We start from the raw sequence: 22,066 nt of genomic DNA, 5'->3' as shown, positions 1-22,066 counted from the left end.
GAGCTCCCCCTCCTCCGGGCGCAGCGGAGAGACCGACGCCGCGACCAGCCGCCGGCCGGCAGGTCGAGGACGGCGTCGTGGTGTCCGCCGGCGATCGCGGGTCATCCTGAACGGGGTCGTCTCGTAGACTCGGGCCCGGGCGGGGACCCGGTGTCTCGGGGGGCCCGGGCCTCCGCCCGGCCCCGGTCGACGGAGGCGTCGAGCCGGGCCAGCAGCGCCCGCGCGACGGCCGTCGCCGCCGGGTCGCCGGGGGTCGCGGCACGCAGCCACGCGGCCAGCGGTGCGGCGAGCGCGGGCGACAGCGCGGCGATCCAGGCGCCGGTGCACGCCCGCGCCTCGGCCACGTGCTCGGTCCCGCCGTCGGGCAGGTGCGCGACCACCTCGGGCCGCGAGGCCAGCAGGCCCGCGGTACGCCAGTCGCCCGGGGTCGTCCGCGCGGCCAGCGCCTCGAGCCGGTCGGCCGCCGTCCGCAGGAGTTCGGCCGCGTCCACGACGGCATCCTGCTCGACTGCGGAGAGTGTCCGCACCGTGACCTTCCCGGCGTGTCCCCCGACGCGCCGTCGTCGTCCCCCGCCGTCCGGCCGGGGGATCCGGGACGTTCGCCCCTCGTTGGGGGACGCGCCACCTCTCCTGTCCAGCGTGTGCCCGACCGCGTACCCGGCGACAGAGAGAGAACCTCCGTGACGACATCCGAACGACTCCCCGAGACCGCCGGCTTCTCCCGCCGCTCCTTCCTCGGCCGCGGTGCGGCGACGGGGCTGGGCATCGTCCTCGTCGGCAGCGTCGACACGATCTTCGGCGCCGGGACCGCCGCCGCGCACGACGGGGACCCGAGCAGCGACGGGGGGACCGGGTACGGCCCGCTCGTCCCGGACCCCGCGGGCATCCTGGCGCTCCCGGCCGGGTTCTCGTACCGGATCATCGCCGAGACCGGCGTCACCGACCTGGAGGAGGGCGGCAAGACCCCCGCCGACCCCGACGGTGCCGCGAGCTTCCCGGGCCGCCGCGGCGGCGCGGTCCTGGTCTACAACCACGAGGTCGGCGGCGACGAGGAGAACCCGGTACCGCTCGTCGAGGGCCTCGTCTACGACCCGGCCGGCGGCGGCGGGACGACGAACATCGAGGTCGACCGCGACGGGAACCGGGTGCGCGAGTACGTCAGCCTGGCCGGGACCGTCAACAACTGCGCCGGCGGCAAGACGCCCTGGGACACCTGGCTCACCTGCGAGGAGACCGAGGTGGTCGAGGGTGAGCAGGGCTCCTACGGGGCGCTGACGAAGCGGCACGGCTACGTCTTCGAGGTCGACCCCCACGACCGGGACGCCAACCGGGACCCCCGGCCGATCAAGGCACTGGGCCGCTACCCGCACGAGGCGGTCGTCGTCGACCCGCGGCGCGGCCACTTCTACCTGACCGAGGACGCCAGCGAGCCCTACGGGTTGTTCTACCGCTGGACGCCGCCGGAGGACTTCCGCCACGGCAAGGACCGGCTGCGGGACCTCGCCGACGACGCCGGCACGCTCGAGGCGATGCGCGCGCTCGACCGCGGCCGGCACGTCCCCGACCTGTCCGTCGCCGAGGAGATCGGCACCACCTACTCCGTGGAGTGGGTGGAGGTGCCCGACCGGGACGCCGCGACGACGTCCACCCGCAAGCAGTTCGGCGACGACGACATCACCCGCAGCCAGAAGCTCGAGGGCATGTGGTGGGGCGACGGGGGCGCGTACTTCACCGCCTCCTTCGCCCGGACCGCCGAGGACGACGCGGAGGAGGCCAGCGCCGTGTCGCACGACGGGCAGGTGTGGTTCCTCGACCCGAAGGCGGGGACGATCGAGCTGACCCTGCGCTTCGCCTACACGCCCGGGGACCAGGACGGCGACCCCGACGGTCCGGACAACATCACCGTCTCGCCGTTCGGTGGCGTGATCATCGCCGAGGACGGCGAGGGCGTGCAGCACCTGGTCGGCGCGACCGACGACGGCGAGGCGTTCTTCTTCGCGCGCAACGAGACCGCGGCCCAGTCGGAGTTCACCGGGCCGAACTTCTCCCCGGACCAGCGGATCCTCTTCGCCAACATCCAGGGCGACGGCAGGGGCCGCGCGGAGGGGGAGGAGGGGCCCGACGAGGGGGCGGACCCGGCCAACCCGGGCTACGTCTTCGCCATCACCGGGCCGTTCCGGCACCTGCGCTGATGACGGCACGGGTGGGTGCCGGCGGCACCGGCGCCCACCCGTGCCCGGTCCCTCCCGCGCCGAGGGTTGGGGCGGCCGCTGCCGGGGGTAGCCCGGGGGAAACCACCTCGCCCGGAGTCGCCCGTGGATCCCTCGCACCCGCCCGTGCCCGAGTTGCAGACCATGCCACTGGGCCTCTACGACGTGGTGCAGCTGGCCATCCTCGGCGCCGGCTTCGCCCTGTTCGCCTACTTCCTCTACTCCTGGGCCAGCAAGGACGAGGTCTCCGCGCGCTACCGCCCCTCGTCGTACGCGGCGCTGTGCCTGGCCGCGGTGGCAACGGTGGCCTACCTCGTCCTCTACCTCGACTGGGACGGCGGCTTCCGGCTGGAGGGCGGCGTCTACGTGCCGACCGAGGAGGCGCGGACGACCGAGGGCACCCGCTACATCGACTGGTCGGTCACCGTGCCCCTGCTGACGGTCGAGCTGCTCGCCGTGTGCTCGGTGGCCGGTGCGGCCGCCCGGCGCCTGCGGTTCAGCACGATGGCCGCGGCCTTCCTGATGATCGTGACCGGGTACGTCGGCGCCCAGGTCGTCGACCAGGGCCGCGATCGACTCTCCCTCGTCGTGTGGGGACTGGTCAGCACGGCCTTCTTCGCCTACCTGTACGTGGCGCTCATCGGGGCGGTCCGCCGGTCCCTGCCGACGATGGGGCCCGAGGCCGCGGCCAGCCTCCGCAACGCCACGATCGTCCTGCTGGGCAGCTTCGGGGTCTACCCGCTGGTGTACGCGGTGCCGGTCTTCGCCGACGTGACCCCCGCCTGGTTCACGGCCATGCAGGTCGCCTACTCGGTCGCCGACGTCATCGCCAAGATCGGCTTCGGCGTCCTCGTCCACAAGGTCGCCAAGCTGCGCACCGCCGAGGACGTCGCCGCCGGCGCGGACACCCACCCGGAGCCGGTGTGGTCCAGCCACGTGCACAAGAGCGACGGCGTCCTCCCGGAGCTCGGGCGGGTGTCCCCGGAGGTGCTCGACCGGCTGCGCCGCAACGGGGAGCGGGAGGTCCGGCCGGGAGAGGTGGGCGCGCCCCGTACGCGGGACCCCTGACCGGTCGTGGCCACCCGGACGGCGCCCTCGCGGCCCCGGCGTCGCACGCCGCTGGAGGTCGGGACGGTCGGGTCCCTGACCGCCGCCGTGGTGGCGCTCGCCCTCGGGATCGTCGCGCCCGGCGCGGTGGAGTCGCACGCGGAGGCGGTGCTGGTCGCCGGCCTGCTCCTGGCGCTGCCGCACGGCGCGGTCGACGCCCTGCTGCTCGGCCGCGCGCGGGGTCGCACGGGACGGCGCCGCGTCGGGCCCCTCGCCGGGTACACGGTGCTCGCCGTCCTGACCCACCAGCTGTTCCAGGCGGCGCCGGGGCCGGGCCTCGCCGCCTTCGTCGCCGTCTCCGTGTGGCACTTCGGCAGCGGGGAGACCGCGGTCGCCGACCTCCGAGCCGGCAGGGGGGTGCCGCGGCGGGTGACCGCCGCACTGGTCCTCGGCTCGGTGGTGGTCCTCGTCCCGCTGGCACGGCCGTCGCCGGAGGCGGCCGCACTGGTCGCCGCCGTGGTCCCCGGGCACCCGGAGGGCCGTCCACTGCTGCCCCCGGCCGTCGTCCCCGTGGTGACCGGTGCTGCTGTGCTGGTGGTCGCGCTGCTGCTGCTCCGGCGGCGCCGGCTGGAGGCGCTGGAGGTGGCGGTCCTGCTGGCGGTGGCGCTCGTCCTCCCACCCGCTGCCGCGCTCGGCGTGTACTCCGGCGTCTGGCACGCTCCCCGGCACGTCGCCCGGCTCGTGGCAGGCGACCCCGCCGGGGACCCGGCCGGCGCGCTGTTCCGCCTGGCCCGGTCGGCAGCCCTGCCGACGGCCACCGCGCTCGGGGCGCTGCTCGCGCTCTGGGCCACCGCGGACGGCGCCCGGGGACTGGCGGTTCCGCTGCTGCCCCTGCTCGCCGCCCTCACCCTGCCGCACGCCCTGGTCGTCGCGTGGCTCGACCGCACCGAGCGCGCGGCCGGTGCTCAGGAGGCCTCCCGGCGCATCGGCACGTGCGGGATGCCGTCCTCGACGTAGCCGGGACCGCTCCTCCGGAAGCCGAACCGCTCGTACCAGCCCTCCAGGTGGGCCTGCGCGCCGAGGGTGATCGCAGAGCCCTGGCACAGCGCGATCCCGGCCTCGATCAGCTCGGCGGCCAGCCCCTGACCCCGGTGGGCCGCCGCGGTCGCCACCCGGCCGATCGCCCGGGTGGCGCCGTCGTCGAGCACCCGGACGGTCGCCGCGACCTCGCCGTCCACCTCGTGCCACAGGTGGACGGTGCCCGGCTCGACGTCGCGGCCGTCCAGTTCGGGGTACGGGCACTGCTGCTCGACGACGAAGACGTCGACCCGCAGCCGGCACAGTGCGTAGACCTCGAACGGGGTGAGCTCGGCGAACCGGGCGGTGCGCGGGCGCGGTCGGACGGCGGAGGGCTCGGGCATGGCCCAGTTGTAGCCCACGCGACCCGGCCCACCCCGGGGCTCCCCGTGGTACACCTATCGGTCAGGTTTGCCTTGCCTTGCTTGCCTTGCCTATCTGCCGGAGGACCGCACGTGACCAGGCCCGGGCGGGCGACCGCCACCCTCGTCTCCGCCCTGACCGCCGCGGGTGTGCTCGCCGGCTGCGGCTCCGACGGGGGATCCGGGGGAGACGCGCTGACCGTCTACAGCGCCCAGCACGAGAGCCTGGTCCGCACCATGCTCGAGGACTTCACCGCGGAGACCGGCATCGAGCTGGAGTTCCGCGACGCGAACGACGCCGAGCTGGCCAACCAGATCGTGCAGGAGGGCGAGGCCTCGCCGGCCGACGTCTTCCTGACCGAGAACAGCCCGTCGATCGACATCCTCGACCGTGAAGGGCTCCTGGCGCCCCTCGACGCCTCGACCCTCGAGCAGGTGGGCGAGCAGTACCGGCCGGAGTCGGGCAACTGGACCGGCTTCGCCGCCCGGTCGACCGTGCTGGTCTACAACCCAGCGCAGCTGCCCGAGGCCGAGCTGCCGGCGTCGATCCTCGACCTGGCCAACCCCGAGTGGGCGGGGCGGATCGGCATCGCCGCCGGCGGCCCGGACTTCCAGGCGATCGTCAGCGCCGTCCTCGCCCTGCGCGGGGAGGACGCCACCCGCGCCTGGCTGGCGGGCCTCGAGCGCAACGCCTCCGTCTACCAGAGCAACACCGCGGTCATGGTCGCCGCCGACGAGGGCGAGATCGACGCCGGCGTGATGTACCACTACTACTGGTACCGCGACCAGGCCGAGAACGCGCTCAAGGGTGACGACGCCGCCCTGCACTACTTCCGCAACTCCGACCCCGGCGCCTTCGTGAGCGTCTCCGGCGCGGGCGTGCTGGCCTCCACCGACCAGCCGGAGGAGGCCCAGCAGCTGGTCGCCTACCTGACCAGCCCCGCGGCCCAGGAGCGGCTGGCCCAGAGCTCGGCGCTGGAGTACGCCGTCGGCAACGGCGTCGCCTCCGCCGAGGCGCTGCCGCCACTGGCCGACCTGCAGGCGCCCGACGTCGACCCCGGCTCCCTGGACCAGCAGCGGGTCACCGAGCTCATGCAGGAGGTGGGGCTGCTCTGAGCGCCCCCGCAACACCGGTCGACGGCTCCGGGACCCGGCCGGTCCCGGAGCCCGCCCGCGCGCGCCCGCGCCTGCGCCGCACCCCGGTCCTGCTGTTGCTGGCCACGGCCGTCGCGGCCCTGGCGCTGCTGCCCCTGGGCTACATCGCCGCCTCCACCGTCGACGTCGGGTGGAGCGGCATCCGCGAGCTGGTGTTCCGGCCGCGGGTGGGGGAGCTGCTGTGGAACACCGCGCGCCTCGTCGGCGGCACGGTGCTGCTGTGCGCCGTCCTCGGCGTCGGCGCCGCGTGGCTCGTGGAGCGCGCGGCGCTGCCCGGGCGGCGGGTCTGGCACGTGCTGCTGGTCGCGCCGCTGGCCGTGCCGGCGTTCGTCACCAGCTACGCCTGGATCTCGCTGCTGCCCGGGCTGGACACCTACGGCGGCGCGCTGCTGGTCGTGACCCTGTCCTACTTCCCCTTCGTCTACCTCCCGGTGGTGGCCGCCTTCCGCGGCCTGGACCCGGCGCTGGAGGACACCGCCCGGGGGCTGGGGCTGTCGGGCTGGGCGGTGTTCCGGCGGGTGCAGCTGCCCCAGCTGCGGGTCGCGCTGCTCGGCGGCAGCCTGCTCGTCGCCCTGCACGTCCTCGCCGAGTTCGGTGCGCTGCAGATGCTGCGGTACCCGACCTTCACCACAGCGATCTACGACCAGTACCGGGCCACCTTCAACGGGCCGGGCGCCACGATGCTCGCCGGCGTCCTGGTGCTGCTGTGCCTGCTCCTGCTCCTCGCCGAGCTGCGGCTGCGCGGGCGGCGCGGCTACGCGCGGACCGGGGCCGGGGTGGCCCGGGCCGGCCGGCCGGTGCGGCTGGGGGCGCTGGGCGTCCCGTCGCTGCTGGGCCTGGCCGCCCTGGTCGGGCTCTCGCTCGTGGTGCCGCTGGGCAGCCTGGCCACCTGGCTGGTCCGCGGCTCGTCCACCGGGCTGGACCCGGCCGCCCTGGCCACCACCACCGGGACGACGCTCGCGCTGGCCGCCGCGGCCGCCGTCGTCACCACGGCGATGGCGCTGCCCACAGGTTGGCTCGCAGTCCGGGCGCGGGCCCGGGTCGCCACGCTGTTGGAGCGCAGCACCTACCTGGGCAGCTCGGTGCCGGCGATCGTCATCGCGCTCGCGCTGGTCACCCTCGCCATCCGTGTCACGCCGTGGATCTACCAGACCGTCCCGGTGCTCCTGGCTGCCTACGCGATCCTCTTCCTGCCACGGGCGATCGTGACCGTGCGGGCCGCGGTGGAGCAGTCGCCGCGGATCTACGACGACGTGGCCGCCTCGCTGGGGTCCTCGGCGACCGACCGGCTGCGGCGGGTCACCCTGCCATTGCTCGCGCCGGGCATCGGCGCCGGTGCCGCGCTGGTCTTCCTGGCCGTCGTCACCGAGCTGACCGCGACGCTGCTGCTCGCGCCGACCGGGACGACCACGCTGGCCACGGCGTTCTGGTCGGCGAGCAGTGCCCTGGAGTACGGGGCCGCGGCGCCCTACGCCGTCGTCATGGTGCTGCTCTCGGCACCGGCGACGGTGCTGCTCTCCCGCGACGCCCGACGCGGCCTGACGACCTGACACCGACCGAGGACCCTCCCGCATGAGCTCTCTCACCGTCACCGGCGTGACGAAGTCCTACGGCACCACCTCCGTGCTGACCGGGGTGGACCTGCACGTGCCGGAGGGCGGGTTCACCGCGCTGCTCGGGCCCTCGGGCTGCGGGAAGACGACGCTGCTGCGGCTGGTCGCCGGGTTCGACGACCCCGACGCCGGGACGATCGAGGTCGGGGGCCGGCAGGTGGCCGGTCCGGGTCGCAGCGTGGCCGCCCGCCGCCGGCGCATCGGGTTCGTGCCGCAGGAGGGCGGGCTGTTCCCGCACCTGACCGTCGCCGGCAACGTCGCCTTCGGCCTGCCCCGCCGGCAGCGCCGCGACGCGGGGCGGGTGCGCGGGCTGCTGCGGCTGGTCGGGCTGGACGGCGGCCTCGCCGAGCGCTCTCCGCACCAGCTCTCCGGCGGACAGCAGCAGCGGGTGGCGCTCGCCCGCGCGCTGGCCCCCGAGCCCAGCCTCGTGCTGCTCGACGAGCCGTTCTCCTCCCTGGACGCGTCGCTGCGCGAGGAGACGCGGCAGGCGGTGGCCGACGCGCTCGCCGCCGCCGGCGCGACCGCGGTGCTGGTGACCCACGACCAGGCCGAGGCGCTGTCGATGGCCGACGAGGTGGCCGTGCTGCGCGGGGGCCGGCTGGTGCAGCTGGCCGATCCGCGGACGCTCTACCGCAGCCCGCGCGACCTGGACGTCGCCACGTTCGTGGGGGAGTCGGTGGTCCTCGATGCCGAGGTCCGCGCCGGCCGGGCGCGTTCGGCGCTCGGCGACCTCGTGCTCGGGGACGACTGCCCCGACGGGCCGGCGCGGGTGCTGCTCCGGCCGGACCAGCTCCGCCTCGGCCCTGCGGGGGAGGGACCGCGCGCCCGCGTCCGCAGCGTCGACTTCTTCGGCCACGACGCGCGGGTCCGGCTGGAGCTCGCCTCGGGGCTGACCCTCAGCGCCCGGCTGGAGGGCTGGGACCTCCCCTCGGCGGAGGACGAGGTGTCGGTCCGTGTGGTGGGCGCCGCGCTGCCGTTCCCGGCCGGCCCCGCCGCCGTCGTCTGACACCGATGGCTGGTCGCGGCGAGCGGGCCGGGCGGCCCGTCAGGATCGTCGTCTGACCTGCCCCCACGAGGCGTCCTCCGAGGCGCCAGGATGCGTTAGGCATGCCTAAGCTCACCCCGTGGACCTCTTCCTCTTCACGGTCGACGCCGACTGGGGAGCCGACGTCGTGGCCGCCGGCGCAGCCGGGATCGTCGTCGACTGGGAGCGCCGCGGGAAGCACCGCCGGCAGCTGGGGGAGGGCACCCAGATCAACGCCGACACACCTGCGGACCTCAGCCGCGTGCGGGCGGCGACGTCCGGCCGGCTGCTGTGCCGACTCAACGGCTTCGGCCCGTGGACGGCGGCTGAGGTGGACGACGCCGTCGACCGCGGCGCCGACGAGCTGCTGCTGCCGATGGTCCGCACGCCCGAGGAGGTCGACCGCACCCTCGACCTGGTCGCCGGCCGCTGCGGCCTGGGCATCCTGGTCGAGACGCAGGACGCCGTGGCGCGCACCGTGGAGCTGGCGAACCGGCCGCTGTCACGGGTCTACGTCGGCCTCAACGACCTGCGCATCGACCGCCGCTCGGACTCGCTGTTCGCGCCGCTGACCGACGGGACCGTCGACACCGTCCGCGCCGCGGTACCCCAGCCCTTCGGCGTGGGCGGGCTGACCCTCCCCGGGGGCGGCTTCCCGGTCCCGGGCCGGCTGCTGGCCGCCGAGCTGGTCCGGCTGGGCACCGACTTCACCTTCCTCCGCCGGTCCTTCACCGCCGACATGGCCGGCCGGGACCCCTCGGTGGAGGTGCCCCGGTTGCTCGCCGTCCTCGACGAGCTGGGCCGGGCCACGCCGGCAGAGGCCGACGAGTGGCGGGCGGCCTTCGTCGCGGCGGTGACCGGCGTGCCGGAGGCGCGGGCGGCCGTCCCGGCGCAGGCCGCTCCCGTGCCGCCGGCCGCGGCTGTGCGGCTGCAGGCGGCTGCCGGGCCGGTGCAGGGCGGCGTGCCGGTGACCCAGCCGGCATGAGAGCCGTGGTGACCGGGGCCGGCGGCTTCGTCGGGCGACACCTGGTGACCCGGCTGCGTTCCGACGGGTGGTCGGTCGTCGGGCTCACCCGGGCCGACGTCGACCTGACCGACCCGGACGCCGCGGCGGCCGCCGTGCGCGCGGCCGCCCCCGACGTCGTCTTCTCGCTGGCCGCGGCCCGGGGCAGGGCGACACGCGCGGAGCGGGCCGCCACGGTCGCGGTCAACACCAGCCCCTGGCTGGTCGACGCGCTGCCCGACCGCTGCCGGGCCGTGGTCCGGCTCGGGTCGTCGACGGAGTACGCGGCCGGCCCGGCGCCCCTGACCGAGGAGGCCCCGCTGCACCCGCGCGGCTTCTTCGGGGCCACCAAGGCGGCCGGGTCCCTGCTGCTGCAGGCCGCGGCGGCCGAGCGCGGCGCCCGGGCGGTCGTGCTGCGCGCGTTCCAGGTCTACGGCCCCGGTGACCACCCCACCCGGCTGGTCCCGGTCGTGCTCGACGCCGCCCGGACCGGCGCCGTGGTCCCGCTGCCGGCTCGCGTCAGCCGCCGGGACTGGGTGTGGGTCGGGGACGTCGTCGACGCCTGCGTCCGGGCCGCACTCGCCGACGACCTGCCGCCGGGGCAGGTGCTCAACCTCGGCACCGGCCGCCAGACCTCCACCGAGGAGCTCGTGGAGGTGGCTGCGCGGGTCACCGGGCGGCCGATCGCCACGGCACCCGGCGCCCACCCGGGGCGGGAGTGGGACAGCGACTGCTGGGTCAGCGACCCGTCCCTGGCCGCGACACTGCTCGGCTGGCGGCCGACGGTCGACCTCGCCGAGGGCCTGGCCCGCACCTGGGTCGCGGGCGCATGAATCCGGCCGGACCGCGCGTCGCCGTCGTCGTCCCCGTGTACCGGAACGAGGCGACGCTGGAGCCGCTGGCCGAGCGGCTCGCCGCCGTGCTCGCCGGACGCGACTGGCGCCTGCGGCTGGTCATCGACGCCTCGCCCGACGACAGCGCGCGGGTGGCGTTCGCGCTCAGCGCCGCCGATCCGCGGATCGCCGTCACCGGTCTGACGGTCAACGGCGGGCAGCACGCGGCGCTGACCCGCGGGCTGGCCGCCGAGCCCGCCGCCGACGTCTGGGTGTGCATGGACGCCGACCTGCAGGACCCGCCCGAGGCGGTGCCCCGGCTGCTGGACCGCCTGGCCGTCGGTGACGTCGAGGCCGTCTTCGCCGGACGCCGCGGCGAGTACGAGTCGCGGCTGCGCCGGCTGACCGGGACGGCGCACCGCCGGCTGGCCGCCCGGCTCACCGGTCTGCCCCCGGACGCCGGTGCCTTCCTCGCCATGGGGCCCCGCGTGCGGGACGCCGTCCTCACGGCCGAGGCGCCGAGCGTCGTGCTGGCCGTCGGGCTGGCGCGGCGACCGGTGACCAGCGTGCCGGTGCCCCGCGAGCGCCGCCCGGACGGACGGTCGGCGTGGACCGCCCGCGCCCGGCTGCGCCAGTCGGTCCGGTCGCTGCTCTGGGCGGTCCGCCAGCGCCGCCGCTGACCCGGTCGCTGTCCAGGGGTGCCCGCCACCGCGGCGGCGAGACGTCGCTGGAGAACTCCGCGCTGCTGTGCGAGCGGCACTCGCACCTCGTGTCCACGCCGGGTCCGGGGTCGAGCGACGACCCGACGGCCGCTGGCGCACCCGGCGGCCCGTCGGCACCCGGATCGAGATCGGCCTCCCCCTGCCCGCCGCCGCGTGAGGGAAGGAGCGGATGAGCGGCGACCTAGCGTTCCCAGACCTGGAGGACGAGGTCGGTCTTGGTCGCCGGGAAGTCGTACTCGGCGGTGACCCGCATCCCCGCGGACTCGAGGATCCCGTCGTCGTCCGTGGGGACCGGCTCCCCGTCGATGATCCGGCGCACCAGCCAGACACGGGCCGCATCGGCGGGGGCGTCGTCCGGCGGGAGGACGACGTCGGGGCGCAACTGCGGCGCCGCCGTCCGGACGTAGTGGTCCAGACCGGTGGCCGACCGCTGGTCCGCGGCCACGACCGGCTCTCCGGCGCGGTGCCGCTCGGCGATCAGGGCCACCACCTCGTCCGCGCGCTCCCGCGGCTCGCGGTCGGCCAGCGACGCACTGGCCAGCAACGAGCAGGCCACGAGCAGCCCGGCCACCGGTGCCCGCGCGGTCCGTGGCACGGTCAGCGCTCCCGCCGCCGCCAGGACGCCGAGGCCCAGCAGGCCGGCGAGCAGGTACCGGGGGAGGTACACGGGCCGCACCAGCTCCGCGACCAGCAGGAGCAGGAGTGGCACGAGCACCCAGCAGACCCCGACGACGCGCACCCCGACGGCCCGCACGGCGCCGAGCACGGCGAGGCCGACCGTCAGGTACAGCAGTGGCCCCCGCCCGCCGGCCCAGGCCTCGACGGCCTGGTTGGCGAGCGTGCCGCCGGTGTCGCGCAGGTGCTCGGCGTTGCGGGCTCCGGTGCCGTTGAGCAGGTTGACCAGCACCAGCCCGACGGTCGGCAGGACGGCGGCCGCCCCGATGAGCAGGACCGGCAGGGCCCGCCGCCCGCGCAGCAGCAGTGCGGCCACGACGAAGGCGGCCAGCACGGTGACCGCGTACCAGTGCATCAACCCCATGGCGGTGCCGGCCAGGCCGAGCAGCAGTCGCCCGCGCGGCGCCTCCTGCAGCCACCGGACCAGCCCCAGGGCGGCTGCACCGGTCGCCAGCACCGCGAGCCCGTAGCTGCGCGCCTCGACGGCCTGCTCGAGCAGCAGGGGACCGGCGGCCAGCACCGTGCCCGCCAGGACGCCGGTCGCCCGCCCGGTCAGCCGGCTCACCGCTCGGGTGACCAGCGCGATCCCGACGGCGGTCGCGAGCAGCGACAGCACCCGCAGCGACGGGTCCCCGCCGAGACCGGGGAGCGACACCCAGGCGTGCACGACGAGGTAGTAGGGCGCGTTGTAGGAGGGCGGGACGTCGACCAGGTAGCTCGTCGTCCCCCTGCCCTCGACGACCGCCGCGAGGATCTCCCGGAACGGCAACCGGCCGACCTCCGCGGTGAACAGCTCGTCGAACCACAGCCCGTGTCCAGCGGCCAGGAGCACCGTGCCGAGGAGCACGAGGAGCAGTGGCGGGAGCAGCTCGACCGGCGACCACCGCACCCGGTCGGGCACCGCCGACGGCGACAGGGGCGCCTGCTCCCGGGCCGCCGTCGCGCTCACACCGGCAGGTTAGGCGAGCCTTGCCGGCCGCCGGCCCATCCCGCTCCCGTCAGACCCCACCCCTACCGTGCGGCCGAGGAGGTGACATGCCGGAGGACGACGCGACGGAGCGGCCCGTCCGGAGCCCAGGTCCCCCGCCGCCGGCGTCGGACGAGGTCGTCGCCCGGCGCTTCCGACGACAACCGCGTCGCGACACCGCGCACGAGATGGCGGTCCGCCGACGGCTGCACGCGCGCGGCGTCCGCTACCGGGTCGATGTCCGGCCCTGCCCGCAGACCCGTACCCGCGGCGACCTGGTGTGGAAGGGACGGCGCCTGGTCGTCTTCCTCGACGGCTGCTTCTGGCATGCCTGCCCGACCTGTGGCCACACGCCCCGGGCCAACCGCGACTGGTGGGCCCGCAAACTGGCCGGCAACGTGGCCCGGGACCGCCGCGCGGACGCGGTCCTGCGCGCGGCCGGGTGGCGGGTCCTGCGCTTCTGGGAGCACGAGGAGCCGGACGCGGTCGTGGCGCAGATCTGCCGCGCCCTGGACTCCGGTCGATGAGCGGGGCCCTCAGGCCTGCAGGTCGTCCTGCCGCTTGTGCGCCCGCTGCCAGAACGGGACGGCGATCCACCACCACACCAGGAGGAGGGCGACCACGCCGGCGGTGACCCACGCCTGGGTCAGGTCGAAGACCACGTCGGTCACCAGCAGCACCGCCGAGGAGATGGCCAGCGCCAGCACGATCAGCCCGGCGAACGCCGACCGGTGGCTGCGCCGCAGCAGGTTCTCCTTGTCGTGCTGGCGGAACAGCACCCGGTGCTGTGCGGCCGGGGCGATGAGCAACCCGGTGGCCACCGCGGCGGCCAGCAGGGTCACGAAGTAGACGTCCCGCTGGAAGTCGGTGAGCTCGCCGCCTCCGGGCTGGAAGGGCACGACCAGCAGGAAGGCGAACAGGAACTGCACACCGGGGAGCGCCACCCGCAACTCGTTGAGCAGTTCGATCAGCTCGCGGTCGATCCGCTCCTTGCGGGTCTCGTTCGGCTCACCGTCGCTCTCTCGCCCGGGACGGCGTGCCGGGCCCCGCTCCGTGTCCACCATGCCGCTCACCGCTCTCCGCCGTTCACCCGCCGTTCACCTGGGGTGGGGTACTTCCACCAACGCGGCCCGGGTATGCGGATGACGTCCGCGACGGAGCGACGAGAGGTGACGGGCATGTCGATGTGGGCGCCGATGGAGGCAGGAAGCGGCAGCGGCGAGGACGGCGGCGGGATCCCCGCTGCCGACCCGGGTGCGGGCGCGCCCGCGCCGGCCGAGGGCTTCGGGATCGGCGGGGAGGAGCCCGACCGGCCGGAGGAGGGGCGACCGTCGGCGGACGACGGCGGGCAGCACGCCGATCCGCCGTTCCGGACCCCCGACCCCGACGACGTCTCCCGGCGGGGCTGACCTCGCCGGTCACCCCGGCGGCCGGGTCGGGCAGTGTCGGCAACGCGGGTCACCTCCGGCCGGCCAGCCCCTGGTGGGTCAGCAGGGTGCGGCGGTCACCGACCCAGCGCGGTGGTGGCCTGGTCGACCAGGTCGTAGCGGTTCACGGCCCAGAAGACGGCGCCGGCCACGGCCAGGCCGCCCAGCGTCACCGCCGCGGAGCTGACCGGGTGCTGCCGGGCGTGCCGCCACGCGTCACGCGCCTTGCGGCGGAACGTCGCGAAGATCCGCCGCGCCCAGTCGAACTCGGTCGACCACACCCACAGGCCCGCCAGGACCGGGGGGATGGTCAGCGGCCCGGGCAGCACGGTCAACGCCAGGCCGAGCAGGACGAACAGCAGCCCGGCGACGAACACCGCGACCCGGTAGACGGGCGCCAGGCCGGGCTTGCGGCGGATGCGGTCCCGCCACGACCCAGGCCGCACCGGCCGTGGCGTGCCGAGCCCGTCGGTGCAGTCGGGGCACCGGGTGGGGGGGGGGGGGGGGGGGGGGGGGGGGGGGGCGGCGCGGGGGGGGGGGGGGGGCCCCCGGGGGGCCCCCCGGGGGGGGCCCGGCGGCCCCCCCCCGGACGGCGATGGGAGAGGACAACGGTTCTCCAGCGGCAGGTCGGGGAGCGGTCAGCTCTGGGCGAGGCCCCGGACGACCTCGCTGGGCCGCTGCTGCTCGCCGGCGTAGGAGCTGACCGCGACGAGCGCGCCGGTCAGGGCCGGGATGACCCACTGCAGCCGGTCGAGCTGCTCCTGGGCAGCGGCGACCTCGGCCTTGGTGCGCTTGGTCGGCTTCGTGCCCGACCGCGCCGGGACGGCGCCGGCTCCGGACACCACCATGCCGAGGGACCGGCTGTACGCCGTCACCCCGAGGGCCGCCGCGGTGAGTGCGGTCTTGAGCAGGCTCATGCCGGCGACCCCCTGCTGGCGGGCGACGCGGCCGCGGTTGCCGATCAGCTGCCCGACGCTCCCGACCAGGTGGGCACCGATCGCGGCGCCGTTGACCGGCGTCCAGCGGTCCCAGCCGGCGTTGGCCACGCGGCCGGTGTCGCGGCCGCCCGCCTCACCGGCGGCGGGGTTCAGGGCGACCGCGTTGGCGAGGGTGCCGCCGAACCAGGCCGCCAGGCCGACGTCGTGCAGGGCGCGGGAGAGGGTGTTACGAGCCATGGCTGCGCTCCGGGGAAGGGGACGGGATGCACCGGGGATACCCCGGCGGGCGGTCCCCACACCGGTTGTGCGCAATCGAGCCGAGATCAGTTCCCGTACCGCAGTGCAGCCCGCTGCCGCGCCTTGGCCGCCTCCACCTCACGGTCCTTCGGCGGCGCCGTCGTCACCAGCGCCGCGAGCAGCCGCGCGGATGCCTCGGCCACCTCGGCGACCGCGCGGTCGAAGACCTCGGCGTTGGCCCGCGACGGCCGGGCCGTGCCGCTGATCTTCCGCACGTACTGCAGCGCGGCCGCGTGGACTTCCTCATCGGTCACCGCCGGCTCGAAGTTGGCCAGGGGTCGGATGTTCCGGCACATGAGCGCAGCGTAGGAGCGGCCCACGACAGCCGGGAGCCCCGCGGACCGGGTCCGGCCGGGGAGACCGGCCCGGTCGATCCCGCAGTGCCGACGGGGATCCCGCGGGACGATCCTCACGGCGACGGACGACGGAAGGGGAGGGTGCGCTCGTGACGGTGCTGGTGGTGGACACGGCGAACGTGCTCGGGTCCCGGCCCGACGGCTGGTGGCGCGACCGGGCGGGCGCGACGTCGCGGCTGCTCCAGCGCCTCGCCCCGCTGACCGGGCGCCTGCTGCCCGGCCCCGGCGGTGGCCGGCTGGTGGCCACCGAGCTCGTCGCGGTCGTCGAGGGCGCCGCCCAGCACGCCCGCGCGCCGGACGGCGTCAGCCTGCTGCGCGCGCCGGGCAGCGGCGACGACGCGCTGGTCGCCTGCGTCGCCCGGCTCGTCCGGGAAGGGCGGGACGTCCTGGTGGTGACCGCCGACCGCGGGCTGCGGGACCGGCTGCCCGCCGGCGTGCCGGCCACCGGCCCCGGCTGGCTGTGGTCGGCGCTGGAGGACCGGCCCGCATGACCGTCCGTCGGCACGGGTAGGGACGGCGCACGTCGAGCCGGGGCGTGCAGCGCTGTGCGTGCCCTCCCCCCACCCGCGAGGAGCCGCATGCCGCCGTCCGCTGTGCCGTCCCGTCCGCCGACCGTGCTGGTCACCGGTGCCTCCAGCGGGATCGGCCGGGCCACCGTCCATGCGATGGCCGGTCGGGGAGCCACCCTCGTGCTGGTCGCGCGGGGCCGCGAGCCGCTGGAGGAGACCGCGGCCGAGGCCCGGGACCGGGGCGCCGGGGAGGTGCTGGTCTGCCCGGCCGACGTGACCGACGCCGACGCCCTCGGGCAGGTCGTCGACAGCACGGTCGCGCGGTTCGGCCGGCTGGACGTCGTCGTCCACGCGGCGCAGACCATGGCCTACGGCCGCATCGAGGACGTGCCGCGCGCGGTGTTCGAGGCGGTCGTCGACACCGGTGTGCACGGCACCGCGAACATCGCCCGGGCGGTGCTGCCGGTGTTCCGGCGCCAGGGCAGCGGCCACCTGATCGTCGTCAGCTCGCTGCTCGCGTCGGTCACCGCGCCGCTCATGGGGTCCTACGCGGCGGCGAAGTGGGGCCAGCTGGGTCTGGTCCGAACGCTGCAGCAGGAGCTCCGGGACGCGCCGGGGGTGCACGTGTCCGCGGTCGCCCCAGGCGGGGTCAGCACGCCGATCTACTCCCAGGGCGCGACGTGGGCGGGCAGCACGGGCCGGCCGCCTCCGCCGGTCTACTCGGCCGAGCGCGTCGCCCGGGCCGTGGTGGCCCGGCTGGACCGGCCGCGGCGGCTGGTGCAGTCCGGCGTCGCCAACCCGGTGGTCATCGCCGGGTTCCGGCTGCTCCCGGCCCTCTACGACACGCTGGTCGGCCCCCTGCTCCGGGTGTTCGCCCTCGCCGGGGACGGCGCCGGGCCGTCGGAGGGCAACGTCTTCGCGTCCCGGCCGCAGGGCAACGCGAAGGACGGCCGCTGGCGGGGGATCTGACTCACCAGCGGGCGGGCCGCTCCGGGAGTTCGGCCTCGAAGGAGGCCACCAGCGCGGTGGCGACGTCCCGGAGCTTGACGTTGCGCCGCTGCGAGGAGTGCTTGAGCAGCGTGAAGGCCTGGTCGGCGGTGCAGCGCTCCTGGGCCATCAGCAGTCCGATGGCCTGACCGATGACCGTGCGGGTGTCCAGGCCGCCGCGCAGCTGCTCGGCTCGCTCGGCGCCCTCCGCGATGCGCAGCGCCACCGACAGGGCGCCGGCGGCCTGACCCGCCCAGCGGGCGGCGACGGCCTCGTCCGCGGCGTCGAAGGCACCCGGTCGCGTCGAGTAGAGGTTCAGGGCGCCGCGGCTGCGGTCCTCCACGACCAGTGGCAGGGACAGCGAGGAGCGGACCCCGACCTGAGCGGCCAGCCCGGGGTAGGGGCCCCAGCGGCGCTCCGCGGCCATGTCCTGGACCAGCACGACGGCCTCGTCTCGCATCGCCTGGAGGCACGGGCCCTCGTCCACCTGGTACTGCCGCTCGTCGGCCTGCTCAGCCAGGGGGTCGGTGCAGGTGACGGTGACCGCGCCGGACGCGCGGGCGAGGGTCAGCCCGCACGACTCCGCGTGCGGGGTGTGCTGCACCGCGAGGTGCACGAGGTCACCGAGGAACCCGTGCAGGTCGCCGCCGGAGGCCAGCAGGGCGAGCAGGTCGCCGTCCCGGACGCCGTGGCCGTCGTCGGTCGGATCCAGGTCGAGGGTGTCCACCGGTCCTGCGCCTCTCATCCCGGCTCTGCGCCACCCGGCCGTGTGCGACACAAGAGTATCCGGGTCCTCCGATGGAGACCGTGGACCGTCCCCGGGTCGCCGCGGTGAACAGCACGTTCCGTTCCTCGGGCGCTGTTGACCCGGTCCCGCGGAGGGGAGAACGCTGACCCCACCCGTCCGCCGGGGGCCGACCGGAAGGCACGGCATGACCGCGGAACCGAACGCCCGACCCGTTCCCCCCGCGCACCGCCCGGGCCAGCACGCCGGGGTGGAGGCCGAACGCGTCGACGAGGGCTACCTGCACAGGCGCCAACTGCGCACCGGGACCGCGGGCTGGCTGCTCCTGGCCGGGCTGGGGGTGTCGGCGGTCATCTCCGGCGACTACGCCGGCTGGAACTTCGGCCTGGCCGAGGGCGGCTTCGGGGGCCTGCTGATCGCGACCGTCCTCATGGCGGTCATGTACACCGCGATGGTGTTCGGCCTGGCCGAGCTCGGCTCGGCGCTGCCGACCGCCGGCGGCGGGTACACCTTCGCCCGGCGCGCGCTGGGCCCGTGGGGCGGGTATGCGACCGGGGTCGCGGTGCTCATCGAGTACGCGATCGCCCCCGCCGCGATCGCCACGTTCATCGGCGCCTACGTGGAGTCGCTGGGGCTGTTCGGGATCACCGACGGGTGGTGGGTCTACCTGGTGGTGTACGCGCTGTTCATCGGCATCCACCTGATGGGGGTCGGTGAGGCGCTCAAGGCGATGTTCGCCGTCACCGTCGTGGCCCTGCTCGGCCTGGTGGTGTTCCTCGTCGGGGCGGTCCCGCAGTTCGACGCGGGCAACCTGCTCGACATCGCGCCCACCGACGCGGCGGGCGCCTCGTCGTTCCTGCCGTACGGGTTGATCGGCATCTGGGCGGCGTTCCCGTTCGCGATCTGGTTCTTCCTCGCCGTGGAGAGCGTGCCGCTGGCGGCCGAGGAGGCCCGCGACCCGGCCCGCTCCATGCCGCGGGGGATCGTCGCGGCGATGGGCGTGCTCGTCCTGCTCGCCGTCCTCATGCTGGTGTTCACCCCCGGCGCCGGCGGGTCGTCGACGATCGCCGCCTCGGGCAACCCACCGGTCGACGCGCTGGCGGCCTCGGCGGCGCCCGACGCGCTCACGACGGTGGTCAACTACGCCGGCCTGTTCGGCCTGGTGGCCAGCTTCTTCTCGATCATCTACGCGTACTCGCGGCAGACCTTCGCGCTCTCCCGCGCCGGTTACCTGCCGCGGACGCTGTCGGTGACCAACGCGCGCAAGGCGCCGATGCTCGCCCTCCTCGTGCCGGGCGCGATCGGGTTCCTGCTCTCGCTGACCGGCCAGGGCGCCATGCTGCTGAACATGGCCGTCTTCGGCGCGACGGTCTCCTACGTGCTGATGATGGTCAGCCACATCGTGCTGCGCCGCCGCGAGCCCGACCTCGACCGGCCCTACCGGACGCCGGGCGGCGTGGTCACCACCGGCGTCGCGCTGGTGCTGGCCGCCGCGGCGGTGGTCGCGACGTTCCTCGTGGACGTCACCGCCGCGTTCTGGACGCTGGGCGCCTACGCGGCCTTCCTCGGTTACTTCGCGGTCTACAGCCGCCACCACCTGGTGGCCTCCGCACCGGAGGAGGAGTTCGAGTTGCTGGCCCGGGCGGAGGAGGAGATGGAATGACCGTGCGCCGCGCGACGCTGGGCGGTCACACGCACGAGTTCCCCACGCTGGTGGAGCTGCTGGCCAAGGCGACCCCGGCCCGCTCCGGCGACGTCCTGGCCGGGTGCGCCGCGGAGTCGGCCGCCGAGCGGGTGGCCGCGCAGAGCGTGCTCGCCGACCTGCCGCTGGCGACCTTCCTCGACGAGCAGGTGGTCGGGTACGAGGAGGACGACGTCACCCGGCTGGTCCTCGACACCCACGACCGGGCCGCGTTCGCACCCGTGGCGTCGCTGACGGTGGGGGAGTTCCGGGACCGGTTGCTTGCCTGGGCCGCCACCGGGGACGAGGCGGCGATCTCCGCGCTGGCACCGGGCCTGACCCCGGAGATGGTGGCGGCCACGTCGAAGCTCATGCGCAACGCCGACCTGGTCGCCGTCGGCCGCCGGACCCGGGTGGTGACCGGGCTGCGCAGCACGCTGGGCCTGCCCGGGCGGCTGGCCTCCCGGCTGCAGCCCAACCACCCCACCGACGACCCGCTGGGGGTGACCGCGTCGATCGTCGACGGCCTGCTGCAGGGCTGCGGGGACGCCGTCATCGGGATCAACCCGGCCACCGACTCCCCGGCGCGCACCGTCGCCCTGCTGGAACTGGTCGACACGGTGATCAGCCGGTACGAGATCCCGACCCAGTCCTGCGTGCTGGCGCACGTGACGACGACGCTGCGGGCGCTGGAGGCCGGGGCGCCGGTGGACCTGGTGTTCCAGTCGGTCGCCGGCACGCAGGCGGCCAACCGCGGGTTCGGGGTCACCCTCGACCTGCTGGCCGAGGCGCAGGCCGGGGCGCTGGCGCTGGGCCGGGGCACGGTGGGGGAGAATGTGACCTACTTCGAGACCGGCCAGGGATCGGCGCTGTCGGCCGACGCCCACCGCGGCATCGGCGGGCGGCCGGTGGACCAGCAGACGCTGGAGACCCGGGCCTACGGCGTCGCCCGGCACTTCTCCCCGCTGCTGGTCAACACCGTCGTCGGGTTCATCGGTCCGGAGTACCTCTACGACGGCAAACAGGTGCTGCGCGCCGGGCTGGAGGACCACTTCTGCGGCAAGCTGCTCGGCCTGCCGATGGGCGTGGACGTCTGCTACACCAACCACGCCGAGGTCGACGGCGACGACATGGACGCACTGATGCTGCTGCTGGGCGCGGCCGGCTGCACGTTCCTCATCGCCGTCCCGGGGGCGGACGACGTGATGCTGCACTACCAGTCGCTGGCCTTCTCCGACGTGCTCACCACCCGCTCGGTGCTGGGGCTGCGGCCGGCACCGGAGTTCGAGGCGTGGCTCGCGCGGATGGACCTGCTCGACGACGCCGGGCGGGTCCGGGAACCGACCCCGGACGCGCCCGCTGCCCGGGCCCTGCTCGCGGCGGCGTCGGCATGAGCACGGCGGTGCCGGCATGAGCGGGGCGCTGGAGCAGCCGCTGCCGCCCGATCCGGACCCGTGGGCGGTGCTGCGGTCGGCCACCCGGGCGCGGGTGGCGCTCGGCCGGGCCGGGGACGCGCTGCCCACCTCCCGCGAGCTGGAGTTCCGGGCCGCGCACGCCGCCGCACGGGACGCCGTGCACATGCCGCTGGACCCGGCGCGGGTGCGCGCCGGCCTCCCCGGACGGGAGGTGCTCGAGGTGCACTCGGCCGCCGGTGACCGGGCCACCTACCTGCAGCGGCCCGACCTGGGCCGGCAGCTCGCCCCCGGGACCGAACTTCCCCGCACCGACGCCGACCTGGCCGTCGTGCTGGCCGACGGCCTCTCCCCGCGGGCGGTGCACGAGCACGCCGCCGGCCTGACCACGGCGCTGCTGGAGCGGTCGTCGGGCTGGACGGTGGCGCCGCTCGTGCTGGCCTCCCAGGCCCGGGTGGCGCTGGGCGACGCCATCGGGGCCGCCCTCGGCGTCCGCGCGGTCGTCGTCCTCATCGGTGAGCGGCCGGGGCTCTCGGCCGCGGACTCCCTCGGCGTCTACCTCACCTGGGACCCGAGGCCCGGGCGGGCGGACTCCGAGCGCAACTGCGTCTCCAACGTCCGCCCGCCGCACGGGCTGTCCTACGCGCAGGCCGCCGACACGGTGGTCGCGCTGCTGGCCGCAGCCCGGGAACTCGGTGCGTCCGGCGTCGCCCTCAAGGACGAGGGGCCCGCGCTGGCCGCCGGGGCGGGCTGACCGCGCAGACCGCGTCGGCGTCGCCGGACGGATGACCCAGACATGACGCCCGGCGACACCGGCGGGCCCGTGCAGTGTCGACCCGTCCCGGCCGCAGCGGAACGGACCCGGACGGCACCCGGTGTGGCGGTCGCCGTGTGTGACCCGGGGTCAGCGCCGGCGCAACAGCCGGGCGAGCATCGAGCTGCGCCGCTTGCTCCGCCGCATCGAGAACGCTGGCTGGGGCAGAACCGCGGGTCTAGCGTCTCTCCACTCGGGTTGCCTGCACGGGG

At 75.8% G+C, this 22,066-nt stretch carries 24 protein-coding genes; 16 read left to right on the top strand and 8 right to left on the bottom strand.

The features are described 5' to 3' along the window. Positions 1 to 101: 101 nt before the first annotated feature. Positions 102 to 491 (bottom strand): hypothetical protein, encoded by a 390-nt coding sequence (locus ACI79C_RS02530; RefSeq protein WP_456944033.1) that lies wholly within the window; start codon positions 489 to 491, stop codon positions 102 to 104. A 189-nt stretch (positions 492 to 680) separates the two neighbouring features. Here ACI79C_RS02530 and ACI79C_RS02525 point away from each other — a divergent pair, with 189 nt between their 5' ends. The 3 genes from ACI79C_RS02525 (at position 681) to ACI79C_RS02515 (ending at position 4,274) form a co-directional block, all read left to right on the top strand. Then, complete coding sequence (locus ACI79C_RS02525; RefSeq protein WP_456944032.1) at positions 681 to 2,192, top strand: alkaline phosphatase PhoX; 1,512 nt, start codon at positions 681 to 683, stop codon at positions 2,190 to 2,192. A 123-nt stretch (positions 2,193 to 2,315) separates the two neighbouring features. After that, on the top strand, positions 2,316 to 3,278 hold the full coding sequence (locus tag ACI79C_RS02520) for a bacteriorhodopsin (protein WP_456944031.1): 963 nt from the start codon (positions 2,316 to 2,318) through the stop codon (positions 3,276 to 3,278). A 6-nt stretch (positions 3,279 to 3,284) separates the two neighbouring features. Beyond that, positions 3,285 to 4,274 carry a beta-carotene 15,15'-dioxygenase, Brp/Blh family gene (locus ACI79C_RS02515; RefSeq protein WP_456944030.1) on the top strand — a complete coding sequence of 330 codons (990 nt, stop codon included), beginning with the start codon at positions 3,285 to 3,287 and terminating at the stop codon, positions 4,272 to 4,274. Here ACI79C_RS02515 and ACI79C_RS02510 read toward each other — a convergent pair. Further along, positions 4,223 to 4,678 (bottom strand): GNAT family N-acetyltransferase, encoded by a 456-nt coding sequence (locus ACI79C_RS02510; RefSeq protein WP_456944029.1) that lies wholly within the window; start codon positions 4,676 to 4,678, stop codon positions 4,223 to 4,225. The genes ACI79C_RS02515 and ACI79C_RS02510 overlap by 52 nt on opposite strands. Positions 4,679 to 4,789: 111 nt before the next feature. On the opposite strand from ACI79C_RS02510, the gene ACI79C_RS02505 reads away from it, so the two are divergent. The 6 genes from ACI79C_RS02505 (at position 4,790) to ACI79C_RS02480 (ending at position 11,004) form a co-directional block, all read left to right on the top strand. Continuing rightward, positions 4,790 to 5,812: an iron ABC transporter substrate-binding protein gene (locus ACI79C_RS02505; protein WP_456944028.1), complete on the top strand. Its 1,023-nt coding sequence runs from the start codon at positions 4,790 to 4,792 to the stop codon at positions 5,810 to 5,812. A 95-nt stretch (positions 5,813 to 5,907) separates the two neighbouring features. Next, positions 5,908 to 7,401 carry an ABC transporter permease gene (locus tag ACI79C_RS02500; RefSeq protein ID WP_456944027.1) on the top strand — a complete coding sequence of 498 codons (1,494 nt, stop codon included), beginning with the start codon at positions 5,908 to 5,910 and terminating at the stop codon, positions 7,399 to 7,401. A 22-nt stretch (positions 7,402 to 7,423) separates the two neighbouring features. Further along, positions 7,424 to 8,470 (top strand): ABC transporter ATP-binding protein, encoded by a 1,047-nt coding sequence (locus ACI79C_RS02495; RefSeq protein WP_456944026.1) that lies wholly within the window; start codon positions 7,424 to 7,426, stop codon positions 8,468 to 8,470. Positions 8,471 to 8,588: 118 nt separating this feature from the next. Beyond that, positions 8,589 to 9,473: an aldolase/citrate lyase family protein gene (locus tag ACI79C_RS02490; RefSeq protein ID WP_456944025.1), complete on the top strand. Its 885-nt coding sequence runs from the start codon at positions 8,589 to 8,591 to the stop codon at positions 9,471 to 9,473. Next, entirely contained in the window at positions 9,470 to 10,324 is an 855-nt protein-coding gene (locus ACI79C_RS02485; protein ID WP_456944024.1) for an NAD-dependent epimerase/dehydratase family protein, read from the top strand. The genes ACI79C_RS02490 and ACI79C_RS02485 overlap by 4 nt, the downstream gene beginning before the upstream one ends. Next, positions 10,321 to 11,004, top strand: coding sequence for a glycosyltransferase (locus ACI79C_RS02480; protein ID WP_456944023.1), 684 nt, complete (start codon positions 10,321 to 10,323; stop codon positions 11,002 to 11,004). The genes ACI79C_RS02485 and ACI79C_RS02480 overlap by 4 nt, the downstream gene beginning before the upstream one ends. A 223-nt stretch (positions 11,005 to 11,227) precedes the next feature. Here the strand turns inward: ACI79C_RS02480 and ACI79C_RS02475 are convergent, their stop codons facing one another. Beyond that, the gene (locus ACI79C_RS02475) at positions 11,228 to 12,670 is read right to left on the bottom strand and encodes a hypothetical protein (RefSeq protein ID WP_456944022.1); all 1,443 of its coding nucleotides are present in this window, start codon (positions 12,668 to 12,670) and stop codon (positions 11,228 to 11,230) included. An 86-nt stretch (positions 12,671 to 12,756) separates the two neighbouring features. On the opposite strand from ACI79C_RS02475, the gene ACI79C_RS02470 reads away from it, so the two are divergent. Then, positions 12,757 to 13,215 carry a very short patch repair endonuclease gene (locus ACI79C_RS02470; RefSeq protein WP_456944021.1) on the top strand — a complete coding sequence of 153 codons (459 nt, stop codon included), beginning with the start codon at positions 12,757 to 12,759 and terminating at the stop codon, positions 13,213 to 13,215. Positions 13,216 to 13,224: 9 nt separating this feature from the next. Here ACI79C_RS02470 and ACI79C_RS02465 read toward each other — a convergent pair whose 3' ends face one another. Further along, positions 13,225 to 13,752, bottom strand: coding sequence for a DUF6328 family protein (locus ACI79C_RS02465; protein WP_456944020.1), 528 nt, complete (start codon positions 13,750 to 13,752; stop codon positions 13,225 to 13,227). A 132-nt stretch (positions 13,753 to 13,884) separates the two neighbouring features. Between ACI79C_RS02465 and ACI79C_RS02460 the strand changes: the two genes are divergently transcribed. Further along, complete coding sequence (locus ACI79C_RS02460; protein ID WP_456944019.1) at positions 13,885 to 14,097, top strand: hypothetical protein; 213 nt, start codon at positions 13,885 to 13,887, stop codon at positions 14,095 to 14,097. Positions 14,098 to 14,192: 95 nt separating this feature from the next. On the opposite strand, the gene ACI79C_RS02455 is transcribed toward ACI79C_RS02460, so the two are convergent. The 3 genes from ACI79C_RS02455 to ACI79C_RS02445 all read right to left on the bottom strand — a co-directional run bounded on the left by ACI79C_RS02455 (position 14,193) and on the right by ACI79C_RS02445 (position 15,646). Then, a complete protein-coding gene (locus tag ACI79C_RS02455; protein ID WP_456944018.1) occupies positions 14,193 to 14,561 on the bottom strand; it encodes a PGPGW domain-containing protein in 369 nt (122 codons plus the stop codon). 192 nt (positions 14,562 to 14,753) lie between these two features. Then, the gene (locus ACI79C_RS02450) at positions 14,754 to 15,290 is read right to left on the bottom strand and encodes a hypothetical protein (protein WP_456944017.1); all 537 of its coding nucleotides are present in this window, start codon (positions 15,288 to 15,290) and stop codon (positions 14,754 to 14,756) included. 86 nt (positions 15,291 to 15,376) lie between these two features. Next, positions 15,377 to 15,646, bottom strand: coding sequence for a DUF2277 domain-containing protein (locus tag ACI79C_RS02445; protein WP_456944016.1), 270 nt, complete (start codon positions 15,644 to 15,646; stop codon positions 15,377 to 15,379). A gap of 149 nt (positions 15,647 to 15,795) precedes the next feature. Between ACI79C_RS02445 and ACI79C_RS02440 the strand changes: the two genes are divergently transcribed. Together ACI79C_RS02440 and ACI79C_RS02435 are read left to right on the top strand one after the other, a co-directional pair. Continuing rightward, positions 15,796 to 16,197: a hypothetical protein gene (locus ACI79C_RS02440; protein WP_456944015.1), complete on the top strand. Its 402-nt coding sequence runs from the start codon at positions 15,796 to 15,798 to the stop codon at positions 16,195 to 16,197. 87 nt (positions 16,198 to 16,284) lie between these two features. Beyond that, positions 16,285 to 17,184, top strand: a complete 900-nt coding sequence (locus ACI79C_RS02435; protein ID WP_456944014.1) for an SDR family NAD(P)-dependent oxidoreductase — start codon at positions 16,285 to 16,287, stop codon at positions 17,182 to 17,184. 1 nt (position 17,185) lies between these two features. On the opposite strand, the gene ACI79C_RS02430 is transcribed toward ACI79C_RS02435, so the two are convergent. Then, the gene (locus tag ACI79C_RS02430) at positions 17,186 to 17,929 is read right to left on the bottom strand and encodes a GAF and ANTAR domain-containing protein (protein WP_456944013.1); all 744 of its coding nucleotides are present in this window, start codon (positions 17,927 to 17,929) and stop codon (positions 17,186 to 17,188) included. Positions 17,930 to 18,134: 205 nt separating this feature from the next. Here ACI79C_RS02430 and eat point away from each other — a divergent pair, with 205 nt between their 5' ends. From eat to eutC, 3 genes are read left to right on the top strand one after another with little or no spacing between them, the layout of a single operon-like run. Next, positions 18,135 to 19,610 carry an ethanolamine permease gene (eat, locus tag ACI79C_RS02425; protein WP_456944012.1) on the top strand — a complete coding sequence of 492 codons (1,476 nt, stop codon included), beginning with the start codon at positions 18,135 to 18,137 and terminating at the stop codon, positions 19,608 to 19,610. Then, positions 19,607 to 21,022 (top strand): ethanolamine ammonia-lyase subunit EutB, encoded by a 1,416-nt coding sequence (locus ACI79C_RS02420; RefSeq protein ID WP_456944011.1) that lies wholly within the window; start codon positions 19,607 to 19,609, stop codon positions 21,020 to 21,022. The genes eat and ACI79C_RS02420 overlap by 4 nt, the downstream gene beginning before the upstream one ends. A gap of 16 nt (positions 21,023 to 21,038) precedes the next feature. Continuing rightward, positions 21,039 to 21,794, top strand: coding sequence for an ethanolamine ammonia-lyase subunit EutC (gene eutC / locus ACI79C_RS02415; protein WP_456944010.1), 756 nt, complete (start codon positions 21,039 to 21,041; stop codon positions 21,792 to 21,794). The last annotated feature ends 272 nt before the right edge of the window (positions 21,795 to 22,066 follow it).

The organism is Geodermatophilus sp. SYSU D00697 (assembly GCF_054050175.1).
Note: the sequence above shows the minus strand (reverse complement) of the source record. Positions and strands in the feature narration are given on the sequence as shown.